The 15,107-nt window shown below is 67.9% G+C and carries 8 protein-coding genes; 2 read left to right on the top strand and 6 right to left on the bottom strand.

Features of this window, described 5'->3' with window-relative positions:
- The first annotated feature begins 70 nt into the window (after positions 1-70).
- On the top strand, positions 71-574 hold the full coding sequence (locus tag EJO69_RS07605) for a hypothetical protein (protein WP_126040712.1): 504 nt from the start codon (positions 71-73) through the stop codon (positions 572-574).
- A 33-nt stretch (positions 575-607) separates the two neighbouring features.
- Here the strand turns inward: EJO69_RS07605 and EJO69_RS07600 are convergent, their stop codons facing one another.
- Complete coding sequence (locus EJO69_RS07600) at positions 608-1,099, bottom strand: hypothetical protein (RefSeq protein WP_126040710.1); 492 nt, start codon at positions 1,097-1,099, stop codon at positions 608-610.
- Between the two features lie 102 nt (positions 1,100-1,201).
- Positions 1,202-2,161 (bottom strand): L-lactate dehydrogenase, encoded by a 960-nt coding sequence (locus EJO69_RS07595; protein ID WP_126040708.1) that lies wholly within the window; start codon positions 2,159-2,161, stop codon positions 1,202-1,204.
- A gap of 81 nt (positions 2,162-2,242) precedes the next feature.
- Here EJO69_RS07595 and EJO69_RS07590 point away from each other — a divergent pair, with 81 nt between their 5' ends.
- Positions 2,243-2,866, top strand: coding sequence for an NUDIX hydrolase (locus EJO69_RS07590; protein ID WP_126040706.1), 624 nt, complete (start codon positions 2,243-2,245; stop codon positions 2,864-2,866).
- 234 nt (positions 2,867-3,100) lie between these two features.
- Here EJO69_RS07590 and EJO69_RS07585 read toward each other — a convergent pair whose 3' ends face one another.
- The 4 genes from EJO69_RS07585 to EJO69_RS07570 form a co-directional block, all read right to left on the bottom strand.
- Positions 3,101-3,721 (bottom strand): hypothetical protein, encoded by a 621-nt coding sequence (locus EJO69_RS07585; RefSeq protein WP_126040704.1) that lies wholly within the window; start codon positions 3,719-3,721, stop codon positions 3,101-3,103.
- Between the two features lie 70 nt (positions 3,722-3,791).
- Positions 3,792-4,712, bottom strand: coding sequence for a hypothetical protein (locus EJO69_RS07580; protein ID WP_126040702.1), 921 nt, complete (start codon positions 4,710-4,712; stop codon positions 3,792-3,794).
- Positions 4,713-5,548: 836 nt separating this feature from the next.
- The gene (gene acpS / locus EJO69_RS07575; protein WP_245993570.1) at positions 5,549-6,004 is read right to left on the bottom strand and encodes a holo-ACP synthase AcpS; all 456 of its coding nucleotides are present in this window, start codon (positions 6,002-6,004) and stop codon (positions 5,549-5,551) included.
- Entirely contained in the window at positions 6,001-15,105 is a 9,105-nt protein-coding gene (locus EJO69_RS07570; RefSeq protein ID WP_126040700.1) for a type I polyketide synthase, read from the bottom strand. The genes acpS and EJO69_RS07570 overlap by 4 nt, the downstream gene beginning before the upstream one ends.
- Positions 15,106-15,107: the final 2 nt, after the last annotated feature.

Below are 15,107 nucleotides of genomic sequence, written 5' to 3'. Positions count from 1 at the left end.
GCGGGAGTGCGGGCGCGGCGCCTGCTGCACCGCCCGGCGCCGTCAACAGATCGCTGGCTACACTCGGGGGATGAAGGGGTTCCGCAGTGTGGGTGCCGTGCTGGCGGCGGCGCTTGCACTGTCCGCGTGCCTTGCCGCGGATGATCCGCCCGCGGCGGTGAGCCCAGTGACGTCCGTCGAGATCGTCGTGGACGGCTGGCAGGACCTCGAGGGGTCGGCGACCGGCTATTGGAACGCGATCCTGGCCGCCGAGCTCACGGCCGGTGAGGGTGCCGGGAGCCGCATTGTCATCCAGGAGGGGATTCCGTCGACGATGACCGCCCGCGAGCACCGCGACCGCCGGGTGCTTGAGCTTGAGGGGCGGGGCATTGAGGCCGTGGCCATCGGTGAGCGCATGATCGACGCGGCCCCCGCCGCTGGGCTCCGCTACCGGCAGGTCAACCGCACGTCGGAAACCTGGTACACGGTCAAGGGCGGCCTGCGGTACGTCATCCACCTGGAATCCGAGGAGGGGGCGAGGGAGATGAGTCCGCGAGCGCGGGACGTACTCGCCCACCTGCAGATCCGCCGCTGAGTGGTCGAGATCAGGCTGATCCGTCGCCTGGCCTCACCGGAAGAGCGCCTCAGCCTGCGGGGCGATGTCGCGGTGGACGATCGCGAAGTTGAGCCCACGGCGCAGGGCAACGTGGGCGGAGTCGGTGAACGCCTCGACAACCTCGAGGAGGACGTCGCCTGTGTCCCGGCCATCCCGCGAGAACGTCAGCTCTGTGGTTCCGCTGCGCAACCGAAGAGTGTCGTCACGGACCGCTGCCTCGTCGATCGGCAGTCCGAGGCCGTCGGCGAGCGCATCGATCCCCTCAGTAAGGTCAGCGGCGCTGAGCGTCACCGCCAGCTGCACCTCGACGCAGGGCGCCCCATCGATCCTCGCTGCTGCGAGCGAGAGCGGGTCGGTCGGATCCTCGGTCGCTGCGATCCAGTCCTCGCGGCTCACCGCATCGCGGACAACCAGACCCCGGGACCCCAGCCAATGGATCGAGGCGTCGATCTCGGGATCGGTGACGGGTGCGGACTCGCGTGTGCGACGGCGTCGGAAGAGCATGTCCCCAGTGTAGAGATCCGGCCCGGGGCAGGGCCCCGGGCCGGATTGTCGAATGCTGAAGGACTTCTCGAGGGCGAGGGATGTCCAGAGGCTGAAGGGCTTCTAGATCCCGAGTGACTTCTGGACGGCGAGCAGCGCCTCGGCGGACTTGGTGAGCTTCGCCTCCTCCCGCTCGTTCATGGGGAACGTGAGGGTCCGTTCGACGCCGTTGCGGCCGACGACGGACGGCACGGAGAGTGCGACGCCGGAGATGCCGTGGTACCCGTCGAGCAGGGTCGAGACGGGCAGGACCGCCTTCTGGTCGCCGAGGATCGCCTCGACGATGCGGGCGCCGGCGACGCCGATCGCATAGTTCGTCGCACCCTTGCCTTGGATGACCCTGTAGGCGGAGCCGGTCACCTCCGCCTCGAGGGCGTCGAGCCGCGCCTCGTCGAAGACCCGGCGGCCGTCCTCGTCCTCCCATTCGATGAGGGGGGCCTGGCCGATCGACGCCGACGACCAGAGGGCGAACTCGGTATCACCGTGCTCACCCACCATCATGGCGTGGACGGAGCGGGGCGAGAGGCCGATCTCCCGGCCGACCAGCCATCGCAGGCGGGATGTGTCGAGCACGGTGCCGGATGAGAGCACACGGTTGCGCGGAAGCCCGGAGATCTTCATCGCTGCCGTCGTCAGGACGTCGCACGGGTTCGTGACGAGCATGTAGATCGCATTCGGTGCCTGCTCAAGGAGCTGGGGCAGGAGGGAGGAGAGGATCTCGACGTTCGTGCCTGCGAGGTCGAGTCGGGACTGGCCCGGGTCCTGGCGGGCGCCCGCGGTGATGATGACGATGTCGGAACCGGCCACGCAGCTGACATCGCTGCCGCCGATGATCTGGGACTGGCTCATGTATTGGCTGCCGTGCGCGAGGTCGAGGACCTCCGCATCGACCTTCGCCGTGTTGAGGTCGTAGAGGGCGACGGTATTGGCGGAGCCGCGGAGGAGGGCGGAGTAGGCGAGGGAGGATCCGACAGATCCCGCCCCGACGATCGAGAGCTTCGTGGTGGTTGCGATGTCACTCATAGTCCCATTCTCACCGAGTCGGCCCCGGGAGCCAAGGGTGAGCTACTGCCCGTTTGAGTGATCGTCGATCATAATGAGTGAATGAGCCGCTTCCATGACCTCGTCGACAGGTTCGGCGACCTCCCCATTCCGCTCAGCCGGGGCGCCCGGGGCGGTCGGGCCTCGGCGGTGCTCATGGCGCTCACCGACGAGGACGACACGAGGATCGTCCTCACCCGCCGAGCCCTCACCCTGCGCTTCCACCCGGGTCAGGTCGCCTTTCCGGGTGGGAGTCTCGACCCGGGCGAAACTGTCGTTGAGGCCGCCCTGCGGGAGGCCCATGAAGAGGTCGGCATCGAGCCGGCGAAGGTGAGAGTGCTTGGAGAGCTGCCCGACATGTCGCTGGCAGCCTCCGAAAGCCTCATCACCCCCATCCTCGGCATCATCGGCATCGATGAGAGGCCCCGCGTCGTCGACGAGGGCGAGGTCGATTCGGTCTTCCTGCCGAAGCTCACGACGCTTGCCGACCCCGAGATCCGCTACACGGCGACGATCCCCGGCTCACCCTACGAGGGCCCTGCCTTCCACCTCGAGGAGGCGTTCGTCTGGGGCTTCACGGCGCACCTGCTCGACGGCCTGCTCAAGGTCGGCGGCTGGGAGCAGACGTGGAACCAGTCGAAGGTGATCGAGGTGCCCGGCGACTATCGGCGCGAGCGCAGCGGATAGGGGAACTGCCGACACGGCGAAGGACAGGGATCTGTCCCGCACCGCCCGTGCCCCCGGCCCCTCGACCCTGGCGCGTGAGCGCGGCCAGCTCAACGGCTGTGGCCAGCACGCCGTTAACCAGCCCAGCTTCCAGCCAGTCGGCCGCGACTCGCAGGTGCCTCCCGTCCCCAGAACCACGCCACACTAGACAACTGCGCCGCCCCTCCAGGGGCGGCGCAGTCAGGGTGCAGCGGGTCAGCCCGCGCGGTTCACACCCGGGGTGTCGATGCCGTCGCCGTCCCAATCGCCGATAAGCGGGCGATCGGAGGCGCGACCGTAGACAACCGTCGAGTCCGCAGGTCCGCCTGAGAGCGAGTTCTTGATGAAGAACTGGTTCCCGCGGCGCAGCGCGAATGTGTCGGCGCCGTCCCCATCAAAGTCGCCCGCGAACGCATCATCGCCGACGCGACCGTACGCGAACTCCGTGTCGGCATTCCCTCCGACGAGGGCGTCGATGACGTAGAAGACGCTCCCACGTCGGACGGTCACGGTGTCGATCCCGTTGCCGTCCCAGTCGCCGATGAGGATCTCATCGCCAACACGTCCGTAGTTGAACGTGACGTCGGCGGTGCCGCCGGCGTGGCTGTTCCTGAGGAAGAGCGTGTTGCCGCGACGGACGCCGAGGGTGTCGGTTCCATTGCCGTCCCAGTCGCCGATGAGGATCTCATCGCCAACACGTCCGTAGTTGAACGTGACGTCGGCGGTGCCGCCGGCGTGGCTGTTCCTGAGGAAGAGCGTGTTGCCGCGGCGAACGCCGAGGGTATCGATCCCGTCGCCATCCCAGTCTCCGACCAGCACCTCATCGCCGGCACGCACGATCGGCTCTCAAGAACTGCCAACCTCCGCCCGACAAGCTCTCAGGAAGATGTGACGTCCTCGAAGAGTTTCAATTCTCCGCCCACCCGCGGTACGGCGAGGTATCAACGTGGAAGAAGACCGTAGCCCCCGGCGTCCATCCGACGATCGCCGATGTTCCGACGCGCGTGTCAATGGGCTGATAGGCGGCGGAGAGGAAACCGCCGAGCGTCAGTTCAACCCACGAGTATGCCCCTGAGATTCTCTGCCAGTCCGGAGATACCCATGACTGGCGTTCGCCGAGGAACTCTGACCAGTAGCGTTTGCGGGAACGGCTCGTCACCGGAGTGTTCGCGTACTCGACAAGAGCAGCCCAGTCTGCCGCCGATGCGATGCTCAGGCCACGTCCGAGGGAGTCATGATCCGCCAGCTGCATCGTACGATGGTCTCCGCCGAACTCCGTATCGTTGTCGAAGCAGACCGCGAGAGTACTTTCGTACGGACCGATGGGGCCTGGCGTCGTCTGAATCGTCGTTGAGCTGCGCGGCTGGTTCGACCAGCGGCTTTCATTCTCGAGATCCCTGCCTGGAGAGGTTCCAATGTCCTTTGCTGTCACCCGATGCGTGTGCGCGCCCTCCCACCACCAAGTGAACTCGGATTCAGCTGCGATGGCGTGAGCGAGGGGTCGAAAGCACTCGCGGAAGGACGACAGCCGGTATCCCGGTCGATTTAGAGGTGCGAGGGAACCGAAGCTCAGTTCTGTGGCAATGCGACCGACGTGGGTGAGTACATCGTCCATAGGTCCGAACAGCGCTGGCATTCCCCGCTCCGCTACCGCGCGGGTGAGACGCGATGCTGTTTCTGACTCAGGTCCGGACAGATGTGTAACAGGATCGAGCGGTGCTTCTCCGATGACACGATGATCCATGGTCGAGAGTGAAAGAAAGAAGAAGAGTGCGGGCATTGACGCCAGCAGGTTGTGCTCGCGCCCCCGTGAATTGAGTTGCACCATTATTGCTCCCGAGGTTAGGGGTGCCGGCAGTCAACAGAATAAACCCCACTTCTCGAGAGTAAGACGTGCCTGCACCCCTTGTAATCTGTGATGAAGTGAATATTCACTGCTTGCCACTTCGTCGTTTGACTACTGTGACATTTCATTCCTTGCATACCTAGCCAAGTGTATGAAGGACGAACGGGTACCAGCGCGCCAGAGGACTCTGAATAACGCAATGTCGCCGACCAGATCCCCCAGGAACGCAACTGTGATATGAACGAAATGCTCCGTGGCTTATGGGTGCACTGAGAAGTTGGCTTTGTAGCGAGTCTTTGAGTTGACTCCCTTACCCAGACGCCTTGGGTAGAAGACCAACACCGATCTCTGAAGGTTGCGCCACTGTCAGGGAAAGTCTGGCCGGGATTGATGATTATCCCGCCTGAGTTGGATTCTAAACCAATTGTCCCAACGGGGGATTCGAACAAGTCGATGGAATCGGTGCCGAGTTCGTCCAGTAGATTATCCAACTCGGCTAGCTGCTCCTCAGTCAGCCCGTCTTCGGACTCACTGAAAAGCTCTTGGAGTAGTTCCTGTCTCGGCCTATGAAGTTCGGTGTCGGACGCTTGAAGGTTGTCAAAGGATGTCACCGGATAGCCGAGCGTCGTCGTCGCAGGAACGAGCAGGATCGAAATCAATAAGATCGTTATGCGGGAGTAGGCGTCATCTGTCTTCAACCTTTGCTTCTGAGATGCTGCATGATAGCAGTATCCCCAGTTCGGCAGATTTTAGGTCGATTTCACCGCATTCCGTCCTGATTGTTTAGGCACGGGCTGGTTGATGCTCACATTTCTAGGTCAGCGATCGCGCTCAGAGCCGATGCTGAAGTCGCCGATCACCGTCGCCATCGCCATCCCGCCGTCGTGGCTCATCGACACGTGCCACGACGTCGACCCCGGCCCGTACCGCTCCTCGAGCGATGCTGCGACGGTGCGGGCGAGCGGCTCATGGATGGTGAGCGAGGGCCTGCCCCACCGGTCGGCGACGACCTCGATCTGCGACCAGACGACGTCCTCCTGGCTGATCGGGGGCGGGGTACCGATGAGGGCGGCGGACCAGGCCTTGATGAAGGCCTCCTTCGCCGCCCACCGGGCTGCCAGATGAGCGGCGGGGGAGCCGGACACCGCTGCCCTGAGCCTCGCGGTGCGCTGCTCCTGGCCGGTGAAGGCGCGGGCGTAGACCGTGCCGGGGGAGTCCAGCTGAGAAGCAAAGGACTCCACCTCGGCCAGGTCCACGCCCACGCCGATGATCACTGGAAGAACCCGCTCTGTGCGAGGCGAGCCTTCGGGTTGAGCAGCATCGCGGCCTCGATCTCCTTCGTCTCGCCCTTGAAGCGGCGATCCTCGATCGGGGTGTAGAGCGGCCCGTGGCCGAGCATGCCGGCCTCGCGGCGGCGCACGCCGGCCCGGAGGCGGGCGGTTGCGGATGCGAGCCAGGCCTCGGCTGCGGCCTCGCCGAGCTCCTGGCGCACGGCCTGCTCGAACGCGGCCGGGTGAACCAGCGCGACGAGGGCAGAGACGTGGCCGAAGCCGAGCGAGGTGAGCAGGCCCGCCTTGATCGTCGTCGGAGCCTCGAGGGGCTCACGCAGCCAGACCAGTCGGGACGAGCCGGCGAGCGCCGGGTCGACGCTGTCGAGGGCCCTGTTCGCGGGGATCCTGCCGGTGCGGAAGATGTCGGCGAGACCGGCCGTCTGGAAGACGGCGGCACCACCCTTCGCGTGCCCGGTCAGGGTCTTCTGCGAGACGACGAACATCGGGTTGCCGACTTCGCGGCCCATCGCCTCCGCGAGCCTCGTGTGGAGGTCGGACTCGTTCGGGTCGTTCGCGTTGGTCGACGTGTCGTGCTTGGAGATGACGGAGATGTCATCGACGGCGACGCCGAGGTCGGCGAGGTTCTTCACCAGCCTGGCGGACTTCCCGCCGCGGCCCGCGGCGAGCGCGCCGAGTCCCGGTGCGGGGATCGACGTGTGCGCACCATCCGCGTAGGACTGGGCGAACGCGACGACTCCGTGGACGGGCAGCCCCAGCTGCGCCGCGACCGAGCCGCGTGCGAGAAGGACCGTGCCGCCACCCTGGGCCTCGACGAACCCTGCCCGGCGACGATCGTTCGCACGGGAGTAGAAGCGCTCGTTGATGCCCTTCGCCGCCATCGCGTCCGAATCCGCCGTCGCGTTCATCGAGGCGAAGCCCTCGATCGACTCGACGGAGATGTCATCGATGGCGCCGGCGACGACGAAGTCGGCCTTGTTGCAGGCGATCTTGTCGACACCCTCCTCGATCGAGACGGCTGCGGTGGCGCAGGCGCCGATCGGGTGGATCATCGACCCGTAGCCGCCGATGTACGACTGCATCGTGTGCGCCGCGACGACGTTCGGGAGGGTCTCCTGGAGGATGTCGGAGGGGATGTCCTCGGCGAGGAAGCGATCGAGGAACAGCTTCCTCATCGATGTCATCCCGCCGAAGCCGGTGCCTTGGGTCATCGCCACATCGGAGGGGTGGACGGCCTGGAGGATCTCAGCCGGCGTGAAACCGGACGAGAGGTAGGCATCCACGGCCGAGACGAGGTTCCACACGGCGATCCGGTCGATCGACTCGACCATGGAGGCGGGGATGCCCCAGCGGGTCGGGTCGAAGTCGGTCGGGAACTGGCCGCCGACCTTGCGGGCCATCGCGGCCCGGCGCGGCATGCGGCTGCTCGCGCCCTGCTTGCGGGTCACCTGCCATTCGCCGTCGACCTCGTGGGCGACCGTGAACGCCGGGTCGGCCTCCACGTAGGACTTCGCGGCCTCTTCGGAGTCGACCGAGAAGGTCACGTCCTTGTCGAGGAACATCTCGACACCCTCGGGGCTCGTGAGGTTATCGATGGCGATCGAGTCGACGAAGGTGCGCACGCCCGAGCGGGCGACGACCTCATCGCGGTAGCGATCGAAGATGTCGGCCTCGTCGACGATCTTGTCGTCCGTGTCGTACCAGCCCGCGACGGGGGTGTCCCGCCAGCGGAGCAGGCCCGTCATCCACGCCAGCTCAAGCACGCCGGCCGCGGTCAGCTCGACCGAGCCGTCCGACTGGATGCCGTACTCGGCCTCGAACCGGGTGCGGCCCGAGCCCCAGGGGCTGACCTCACCGATGCCGACGATGACGACCATGTCGTCGAGCGAGGCGGACACCTGGCCCCACTCGGCCGTCGGCTGCGCCGTGCGGACCGGGGAGGGCAGCGCCTGCAGGGTCGGTGCGGCCGTCTTGATGATGTCGGGAACGATCTCAGCCTCATCGCGCAGCGCGGCGATCGAGATCTTGCCCATGCCACCCGTCAGGTCGGCGTCGATCGGGCCCTCGAGGGCCCGTGCCCTGGCCTCGGCCGAGCACAGGGCGAGGAGCTCGCCCGAGATCTCGGACGGGGTCCACACGCGGATCCCGGCCTTCTGTGCGGCGGTGACGAGCGGGTCGTTGCCGCCCATGAGGCCCGTGCCGGCGACCCAGCCGATCCTCGGGTGCGCGATGGTGACGCGCTCGGCCCACGGCTCGACCTCCCACTTGTTGGCGATCGCGTCGAACGCGGCCTTGACCTCGCCGTACGCGCCATCGCCGCCGAAGGTGCCCCGGTTGGGGGAGCCGGGCAGGACGACGTGGAGGCGGTGATCGACATGCGTGTCCGCACCGATCTTCGCCAGTGCCGTCATCGACCGCTCGACCGACCACAGCAGCAGGCGGGCCTGCGTCTCGGTCGCCGGGCCTGCGTCCTCCGCGGTGCCCGAGACGGGCGGTGCCGCGAACGGGAAGAACAGGTCGGGGATGAGGGCCGGCTTCGTCACCTTGACGTCGGATCCGACCGTCTCGGTCTGCTCCGCGCCGATCCACTCGACGAGTGCGTCAACGTCCCGGTACGAGGAGAGGTTGGCGGGCACGAGCCACAGCGCGGCCTCGGCCGACGCGTTCTCCCGGTAGAGGGTCTTCGCGAAGCTCAGGCGAGCCGAGTCGACGCGCGATGCGGTGGCGACGACGGTCGCACCGCCCGCGAGAAGGCCCGCGACAACGCCGCCGGCGATCGAGTTCGGCGCCATGCCCGTCACGATCGCGACCTGGCCCGAGTACTCACCCGGGGTCGCGTCGAGCGCGTCCTTGGCGATCTGCTCGTAGCGCGCCTTGAGGGCACCGGTGGACTTACCCGCCCACCAGGCGGCCTGGTCGGCGACGGCCCGGCCCGCACCCGTGAAGGACACGGACTCGGGGAGCTCCTGGCCTGCCCACAGGCGGGCCAGATCCTCGCGGGCGGATGCCCAGCGGTCGTCGAGCAGGACGGCCCTGCGCGGGTCGAAGGACGGCGTCACCAGCTTGACCCAGCCGGAGCCGAGCTCAGCCTCGACGGTCTCGACGAGCGTCTGGAGCTCCTCCTCCTCCGAATGGTCGAAGGACGCGGGTGTGGTCTCGTTCAGACCGAGCACGCTGAGCAGGTGGCGGGCGGTGTCCGCGAGGACGCCGCGGTCACCGGTGATCGACTCCGCGAACTCGTCCAGTGCGGCCGAGTCGACGGTCGCTCCTCCACCGCCGCCGGCGGTGGGGATGGCGACGGGGATGCCGCGGGCGGCGCCGACCTCGGCCACGGCCGCATCGATGATCGCGTTGACGTCAGCGGTCGAGCCGGCCTCAGTCGCGAGCGTCGCAAGGTCACCGCCGCGGGCGGAGGCCCCTGCGCGGGTGCCGAGGAGGATCGCCGCGGTCGTGTGTGCGGCCCAGCCCTCCCCGAGCTGCCAAACGCCGGTCACGCGCTCGGCGATGTAGGACTGCTTCTGTCCGGCGGCGCCGAAGAGCTTGCGGATCCTGTCCTTGATCGCCTCACCGAGAACCGGGCCGAACGGCTTGTAGTTGTGGGCCGCGCGGTCGACCGTGGCCGACAGTGTCGTGACGTCCGCCTCGGCGGCACCCTCGACGCTGGCCAGGCCGAGCTCGGCCGAGAAGTCCATAAGCAGCTGGTTGAGCCTCGAGGAGACGCCGTTGGTCAGCGTTCCCGTCGTGTCGGCCGCACCGATCTGCTCGGGACGGACCTTGTTCGCGAACGCGAGCAGGGTCTTAATGGCATCCGATGCCCGGTAGGGCAGGTCGGCGGGACGCTCGACCGAACCGGCGGGCGCGGCCGGGGCGGCCGGTGCCGCCTCAGCGGGTGCAGCCGCAGCGGCGGGCGCTGCAGAGACGGGCGCTGCCGAGGCGGCGGTGGTCTCCTCCGGCTCCTCGTCGTCGGCGATGGTCCGAACGTCCTCGTGGTAGACGATCTTCTCGTCGCGCTGGACGTTGAGAACCGTCACCGAGGCGTCGGTGTACTCCGGCAGGGCCAGGGTCTTCGAGGCGAGGTTCGCGAGCGTCGGAGCGGCGCCGAGGCCGATCTCGACGATCTCGTTGACATCGAGCTTTGAGGTCGAGAACAGGAGATCCTGCGTCTCGATCCAGCGGACCGGTGAGGCGAACTGCCAGCACAGGAGCTCGATGAGGATGATTCGGGCGAGGGCCGACTTGTCGGTGAGCTGCTCCTCCCAGTTCTCGAGGACGGCCTCGAGCTGAATGGAGGGGACGACCGTGAGAATCTCACGGACGAAGTCCTGCGTCAGCTCGAACGGGGTTGCCACGAGGTTGGGGATGTACTTGTGCTCGAGGCGGCGGTAGTCGATCTCCTGGGGAAGGAGCTCGGTCAGGCGGTCGCGGAACTCCGGAACACCGTCGTGGAGCACGGCGGAGTGGAAGGGAACGTCGACGCCGGGGACCAGCATGAACGGACCCTTGCCGCCGGCCCTCTTCGCACGCTCGCCCGCATCGGCCGCCAGGGCCGCGAGGCCCTTGATCGTGCCGGCGATCGCGTACTGCTGGCCTGCGAGATTGTAGTTGACGATCTCGAGGAACTCGCCCGAGGCCTTCGCGACGCCCGCGACGTAGTCCGTGACATCGTCGTGGCCGACGCCGAACTGGTTCGGGCGCAGTGCACCCATCTGGTAGTTCGACCGGCCCTGCTCGTCCCTCGGCACGAGGTTGTGCATGGTCGCGCCGCGGTGGAACACGAGCTCGACGACGGTCTCGAGGTCGATCGTGCCCGCGTAGGCGGACAGCGCGTTGTATTCGCCGAGCGAGTGACCCGCGAAGTACGCGCCGTCGACGACGGCACCGGCCTCGCGCAGACGCGCCGTCTGTGCGAAGGCGAGGGTGGCGAGTGCGACCTGGGTGAACTGGGTGAGGTTGAGGACGCCCTCCGGGTGGCGGTAGGTGACGCCCTTCGCGGTGAGCTCGACCGGGTTGTCCCGGACGAGGGCGAGGATCGAGAAGCCGAGCACCTTCCGGGTGTGGGCATCGGCCCGCTCCCACACGTCGGCGACGGCCTTCGAGGAGGCGCGCTCCGACAGACCCATGCCCTGGGACTGGATGCCCTGGCCGGGGTAGACGTAGGCGGTCGACGGGGCCGCGGTCGTGGCCGTGCCGGTCGAGACGAGCTCGCTGCCGACCTTGCAGGTGACCTCGAGGACGAGGCCCCCGCCCTTGAGGCGGCCGATCCGCTCGACGGTGATGTCAACCTCGTCGTTCAGGTCGACCAGGCCGAACATGCGGTACGTCCAGCCGGTCAGCTTGAGCGCTCCGCCCTTCTCATCGACCGCGGAGGCGGCGTGCTGAGCGGTTGCGGAGAGCCACATGCCGTGGACGAGGGGTGCCTCGAGCCCGGCGACGCGGGCCGCGCGGTGCGAGGTGTGGATCGGGTTGAAGTCGCCCGAGACCCACGCGAACGGGGTCATGTCGGCTGGAGCCGTCACCGTCGTCTTGAGGAGGGTCGACCGCGGGGTGTCGACGACCTCGGCGGTCGTTCCGCCCGCGAACGGCGGGTCGGCGGGCAGCTGCGAGCCGAAGGCGCGGCCGCGGATCGCGAACCTCTCCTCCATGTGGCCGATCTTCTCGCCGTCGATGAAGAGGTCGAGGTCGACCTCGACGATCCTGCCCGAGGACGACTCCTGGATGGAGTCGGCCCAGGAGATGACGTCGATCGTGCCGAGCGGCAGGTCGGTGACCGGGCGGTCGAACCGGATCGTGTGGTCGAGGTGGACGGCGTTGAGCAGGCCCTCGATGACGGGGTAGCCGTCGACGAGCGCCGAGCCGAGCGCCGCGTAGATCGCGGGCCAGCACGTGCCGAGCAGAGCGTCGGGCACCATCGTCGCCGTGTCGAGGTCGAGCGCACCGCCGGTCACGCCGGTGTGGTCCGCGCCGAGGGTTGCCGGCAGCGTGAACGAGTAGTGGGCCTCCCCGAACGCACTCCGCGTCGAGTCGACCATCGTCGGCAGTGCCGGGATGAAGTCGCCCTGGACGGCGGTGTTGCCGACGCCGGCGGTGCCGGCGAGCAGGTTGAACATCGACTCGGGCAGGCGCTCCGGATCGACGACGGGCACGCCGCCGTCCCGGACCGACTCGGGCAGGAGAAGGGGGATGACAAGCTCGCGGACGGCGTGGACGGACGCGTCGGAACCGTCCCAGAACGTGTCGAGCTTGACCGAGATCGTCGCCTTATCGCCGTCGATCTCGAGATCGTAGGCGTTCGGGCTGAGCGTGTGGGCCGGGTTGTCCATGAGGTGCCCGGTCCAGGAGATGAAGGGGACGGCGCGGATGTACTCGGCGGCGTCCTTTGCGTTCGCGAGCTTCGAGTAGGCGGTCAGCCTTTCCGCACTGTCCTCGAGGCGCGCGATCGTCGCGTCCTCGAAGCGAGTGAGGATCTGTGCGATCGGCTCGTTGACGGTCGTGATGCCGGCGACGGAGACGGGGCCGGGGATGATGCGGACAGCGTCCGCATCGTACCGGTCGTCCTGGGCCTGCCACAGGGAGTCCTGGCCCCACCAGCGGAGCAGATCATCGTCGATGGCGGGCACGAAGCCCATCGGCTTCGGGTACTTGCGGCACAGGGCGATGAGCCAGGCCGAGTCGAACGGGGTGAGCGTGAGCTCCTCCGCGAGCGGGTAGGCCTCGATGAGCCTCTCCGCGGCCGGGCGGCCGTCCTCGACGTCAGTCTCGGTCGGGAACAGGGTCGCGACCGGGCCGTGGTCGGCGGGCGACAGGCGCGCCTCGAAGCGCTGGAGCAGCTCGTGGTAGCGGGTGAGCCACGACGGGTCGACCCACGGGTGGGACAGGTCAGCGAAGCGGGTCGCGACCTCCGCGTACGTCATCTCGCCCAGGTCGCCGAAGTAGGGCTTCGACGTCTTGTTGAGGGCCTCGATGATCTCGGCACGGCGCGAGCGCAGCAGCTCGGGCTTGCCCTCGACCTCGGCGACGAGACGGGCACAGGCGGCCGCGTCGTTGTCGATCTCATACATGTCGGCGCGCAGGTGCGACAGACCGGAGGTCATGCCGCCCTTCGACTGGCCGGCGCCGACCCAGCCGCCCTCGGACGCGGGCACACCCTGGGTCTTGACGAGCAGCTCCTTGACGGAGTCCTGCGTCTTCGCCTCCTTCGCCGTCATCGCCGCCGTGCCGATGAGGACACCGTCGACGGGCATGAGCGGCAGGTCGTAGGCGAGCGCCCATTGGCCGGAGATGTAGTCGGCAGCCCGCTCGGGGATGCCGATGCCGCCGCCGACACAGAGAATGACGTTCTCCTGGCGGCGGATCTCGGCGTACGTCGAGCGCAGCAGGTCGTCGAGGTTCTCCCACGAGTGGTGACCACCCGCGTGACCGTCCTCGACGTGGAGGATGATCGTCGTGTCGACGCTCTTCGCGATCTGGAGCGAGTGGCGGATCTGAGCGACCGTGCCGGGCTTGAAGGCGATGTAGCGGAAGCCCTCGGACTGGAGGGTGGCGATGAGCTCGGGAGCCTCATCGAGCTCGGGGATGCCGGCGGAGACGACGACGCCGTCGAGCGGGGCGCCCGACTCGCGGGCCTTCGACACGACACGCTGGCCACCGAACTGGAGGTTCCACAGGTAGCGGTCCATGAACATGGCGTTGAACTGGGCGGTGCGGCCCTCGTTGAGCTGCGCCTTCAGTCCCGCGAGATTCTCGGCGAACACCTCGGCGGTCACCTGACCGCCGCCGCCCATCTCCACCCAGAAACCGGCGTTCGCGGCGGCCGCCACGATCTCCGGATCGACGGTCGTGGGCGTCATGCCGGCGAGGAGGACGGGGGAGTTGCCGGTCAGGCGGCTGAACGCGGTCTCGACCGCGACACCGGTCGGGAGTTCGATGAGACGCGGGGCGAACCTCGACCAGTCGGCGGTGCGCTGCGGCTCCGTGCCGGGCGCCGCAAGGCGATCGATGTCGGTGAGCGCACCGGCGGAGACGATGCCGGCGCCGGTGCCCTCGAGCACGTCGGTCGTGATCCGGCCGACGGTCGAGCCGGGGCCGAGGTCGACGAACCAGTCGGCACCGTGGCGCTGGGCGTCGCGCACCTGCGCGGCCCAGTCGACCGGATCGAGGAGCACGGCGCGGGCGAGCGGCTCAGCGCCGTCGATGCCGCAGGCCTCCGCCCAGGCGAGCACCTGGTCGTAGGCGGGGCGGAGAAGTTCGTGATGGAAGGGGGCCTCGACCGGAAGGTATTCGAGGACCGGGCTGAGCGGCATACCGCCGCGGGTCTTCGCGGCGAGCTCGGCGCGATCGGCCTTCTCGGCGGCCGCGGCCGCGATCTCGACGCGCTCGAGCGCTGCGGGGTGGCCGGAGACGATGAAGCGGCGGCGGGAGTTGACGATCGAGATCGTCGCCCCCGTGCCCTCGATCATTGCCTCGAGGTCGGTGCGGGAGACGTCGCGGACCGACAGCATCGGGCTGCGGGTCGCGTGGCCCATGCCGGCCGCACGGCAGGTGCGTGATGCGGCGGCGCCGATGAGGCGGGCGATCGCGAAGGTGCGGGACAGCTCGTCCGCGTCCTTCGTCGCCCACGCCTTCGCGAGCTCGGCACCGAGGATGCCCTGCGAGTGGCCGAGGATGTCGACCGGGCGGGAGACTCCGATGTCGAGACCGGCGGAGGACAGGGCGTGGAGGAGCGCGTACTGGGCGGCGGTGATGCCGGGAACCGAGACGGCCGGGTCATTCGAGGCACTCATGCCCTCGAGCGTGAGCGCACCCGCGCCGGCGGCGGCCAGCGGGGCCGCGATCGGTGCCAGGAGGCGGTCAGAGTCCGCGATGAGGGAGCGGATCGAGTGCGCGAGGTTCGAGTCCTCGCCGATCTCGGCAAGGGTCTCGCGCCACGGGGTGGCCTGGCCGGCGAACAGGAGAACGTAGGGTTCGCCCGAGGCGAGGCGGGAGATGAAGCTGGCGGCCAGGGGCTGGACTGGGGTGTCCAGCATGAAGCTCCGGGAAGAGGACTCGCTGTCGATGGTCCGGGATGAATGTGAAGTCTTCGTCGTCATGT

Source organism: Flaviflexus salsibiostraticola (assembly GCF_003952265.1).
GTDB classification, from domain to species: Bacteria; Actinomycetota; Actinomycetes; order Actinomycetales; family Actinomycetaceae; genus Flaviflexus; species Flaviflexus salsibiostraticola.
The sequence above is the reverse complement of the archived record's forward strand: the minus strand, read 5'-3'. Positions and strand labels throughout refer to the sequence as shown.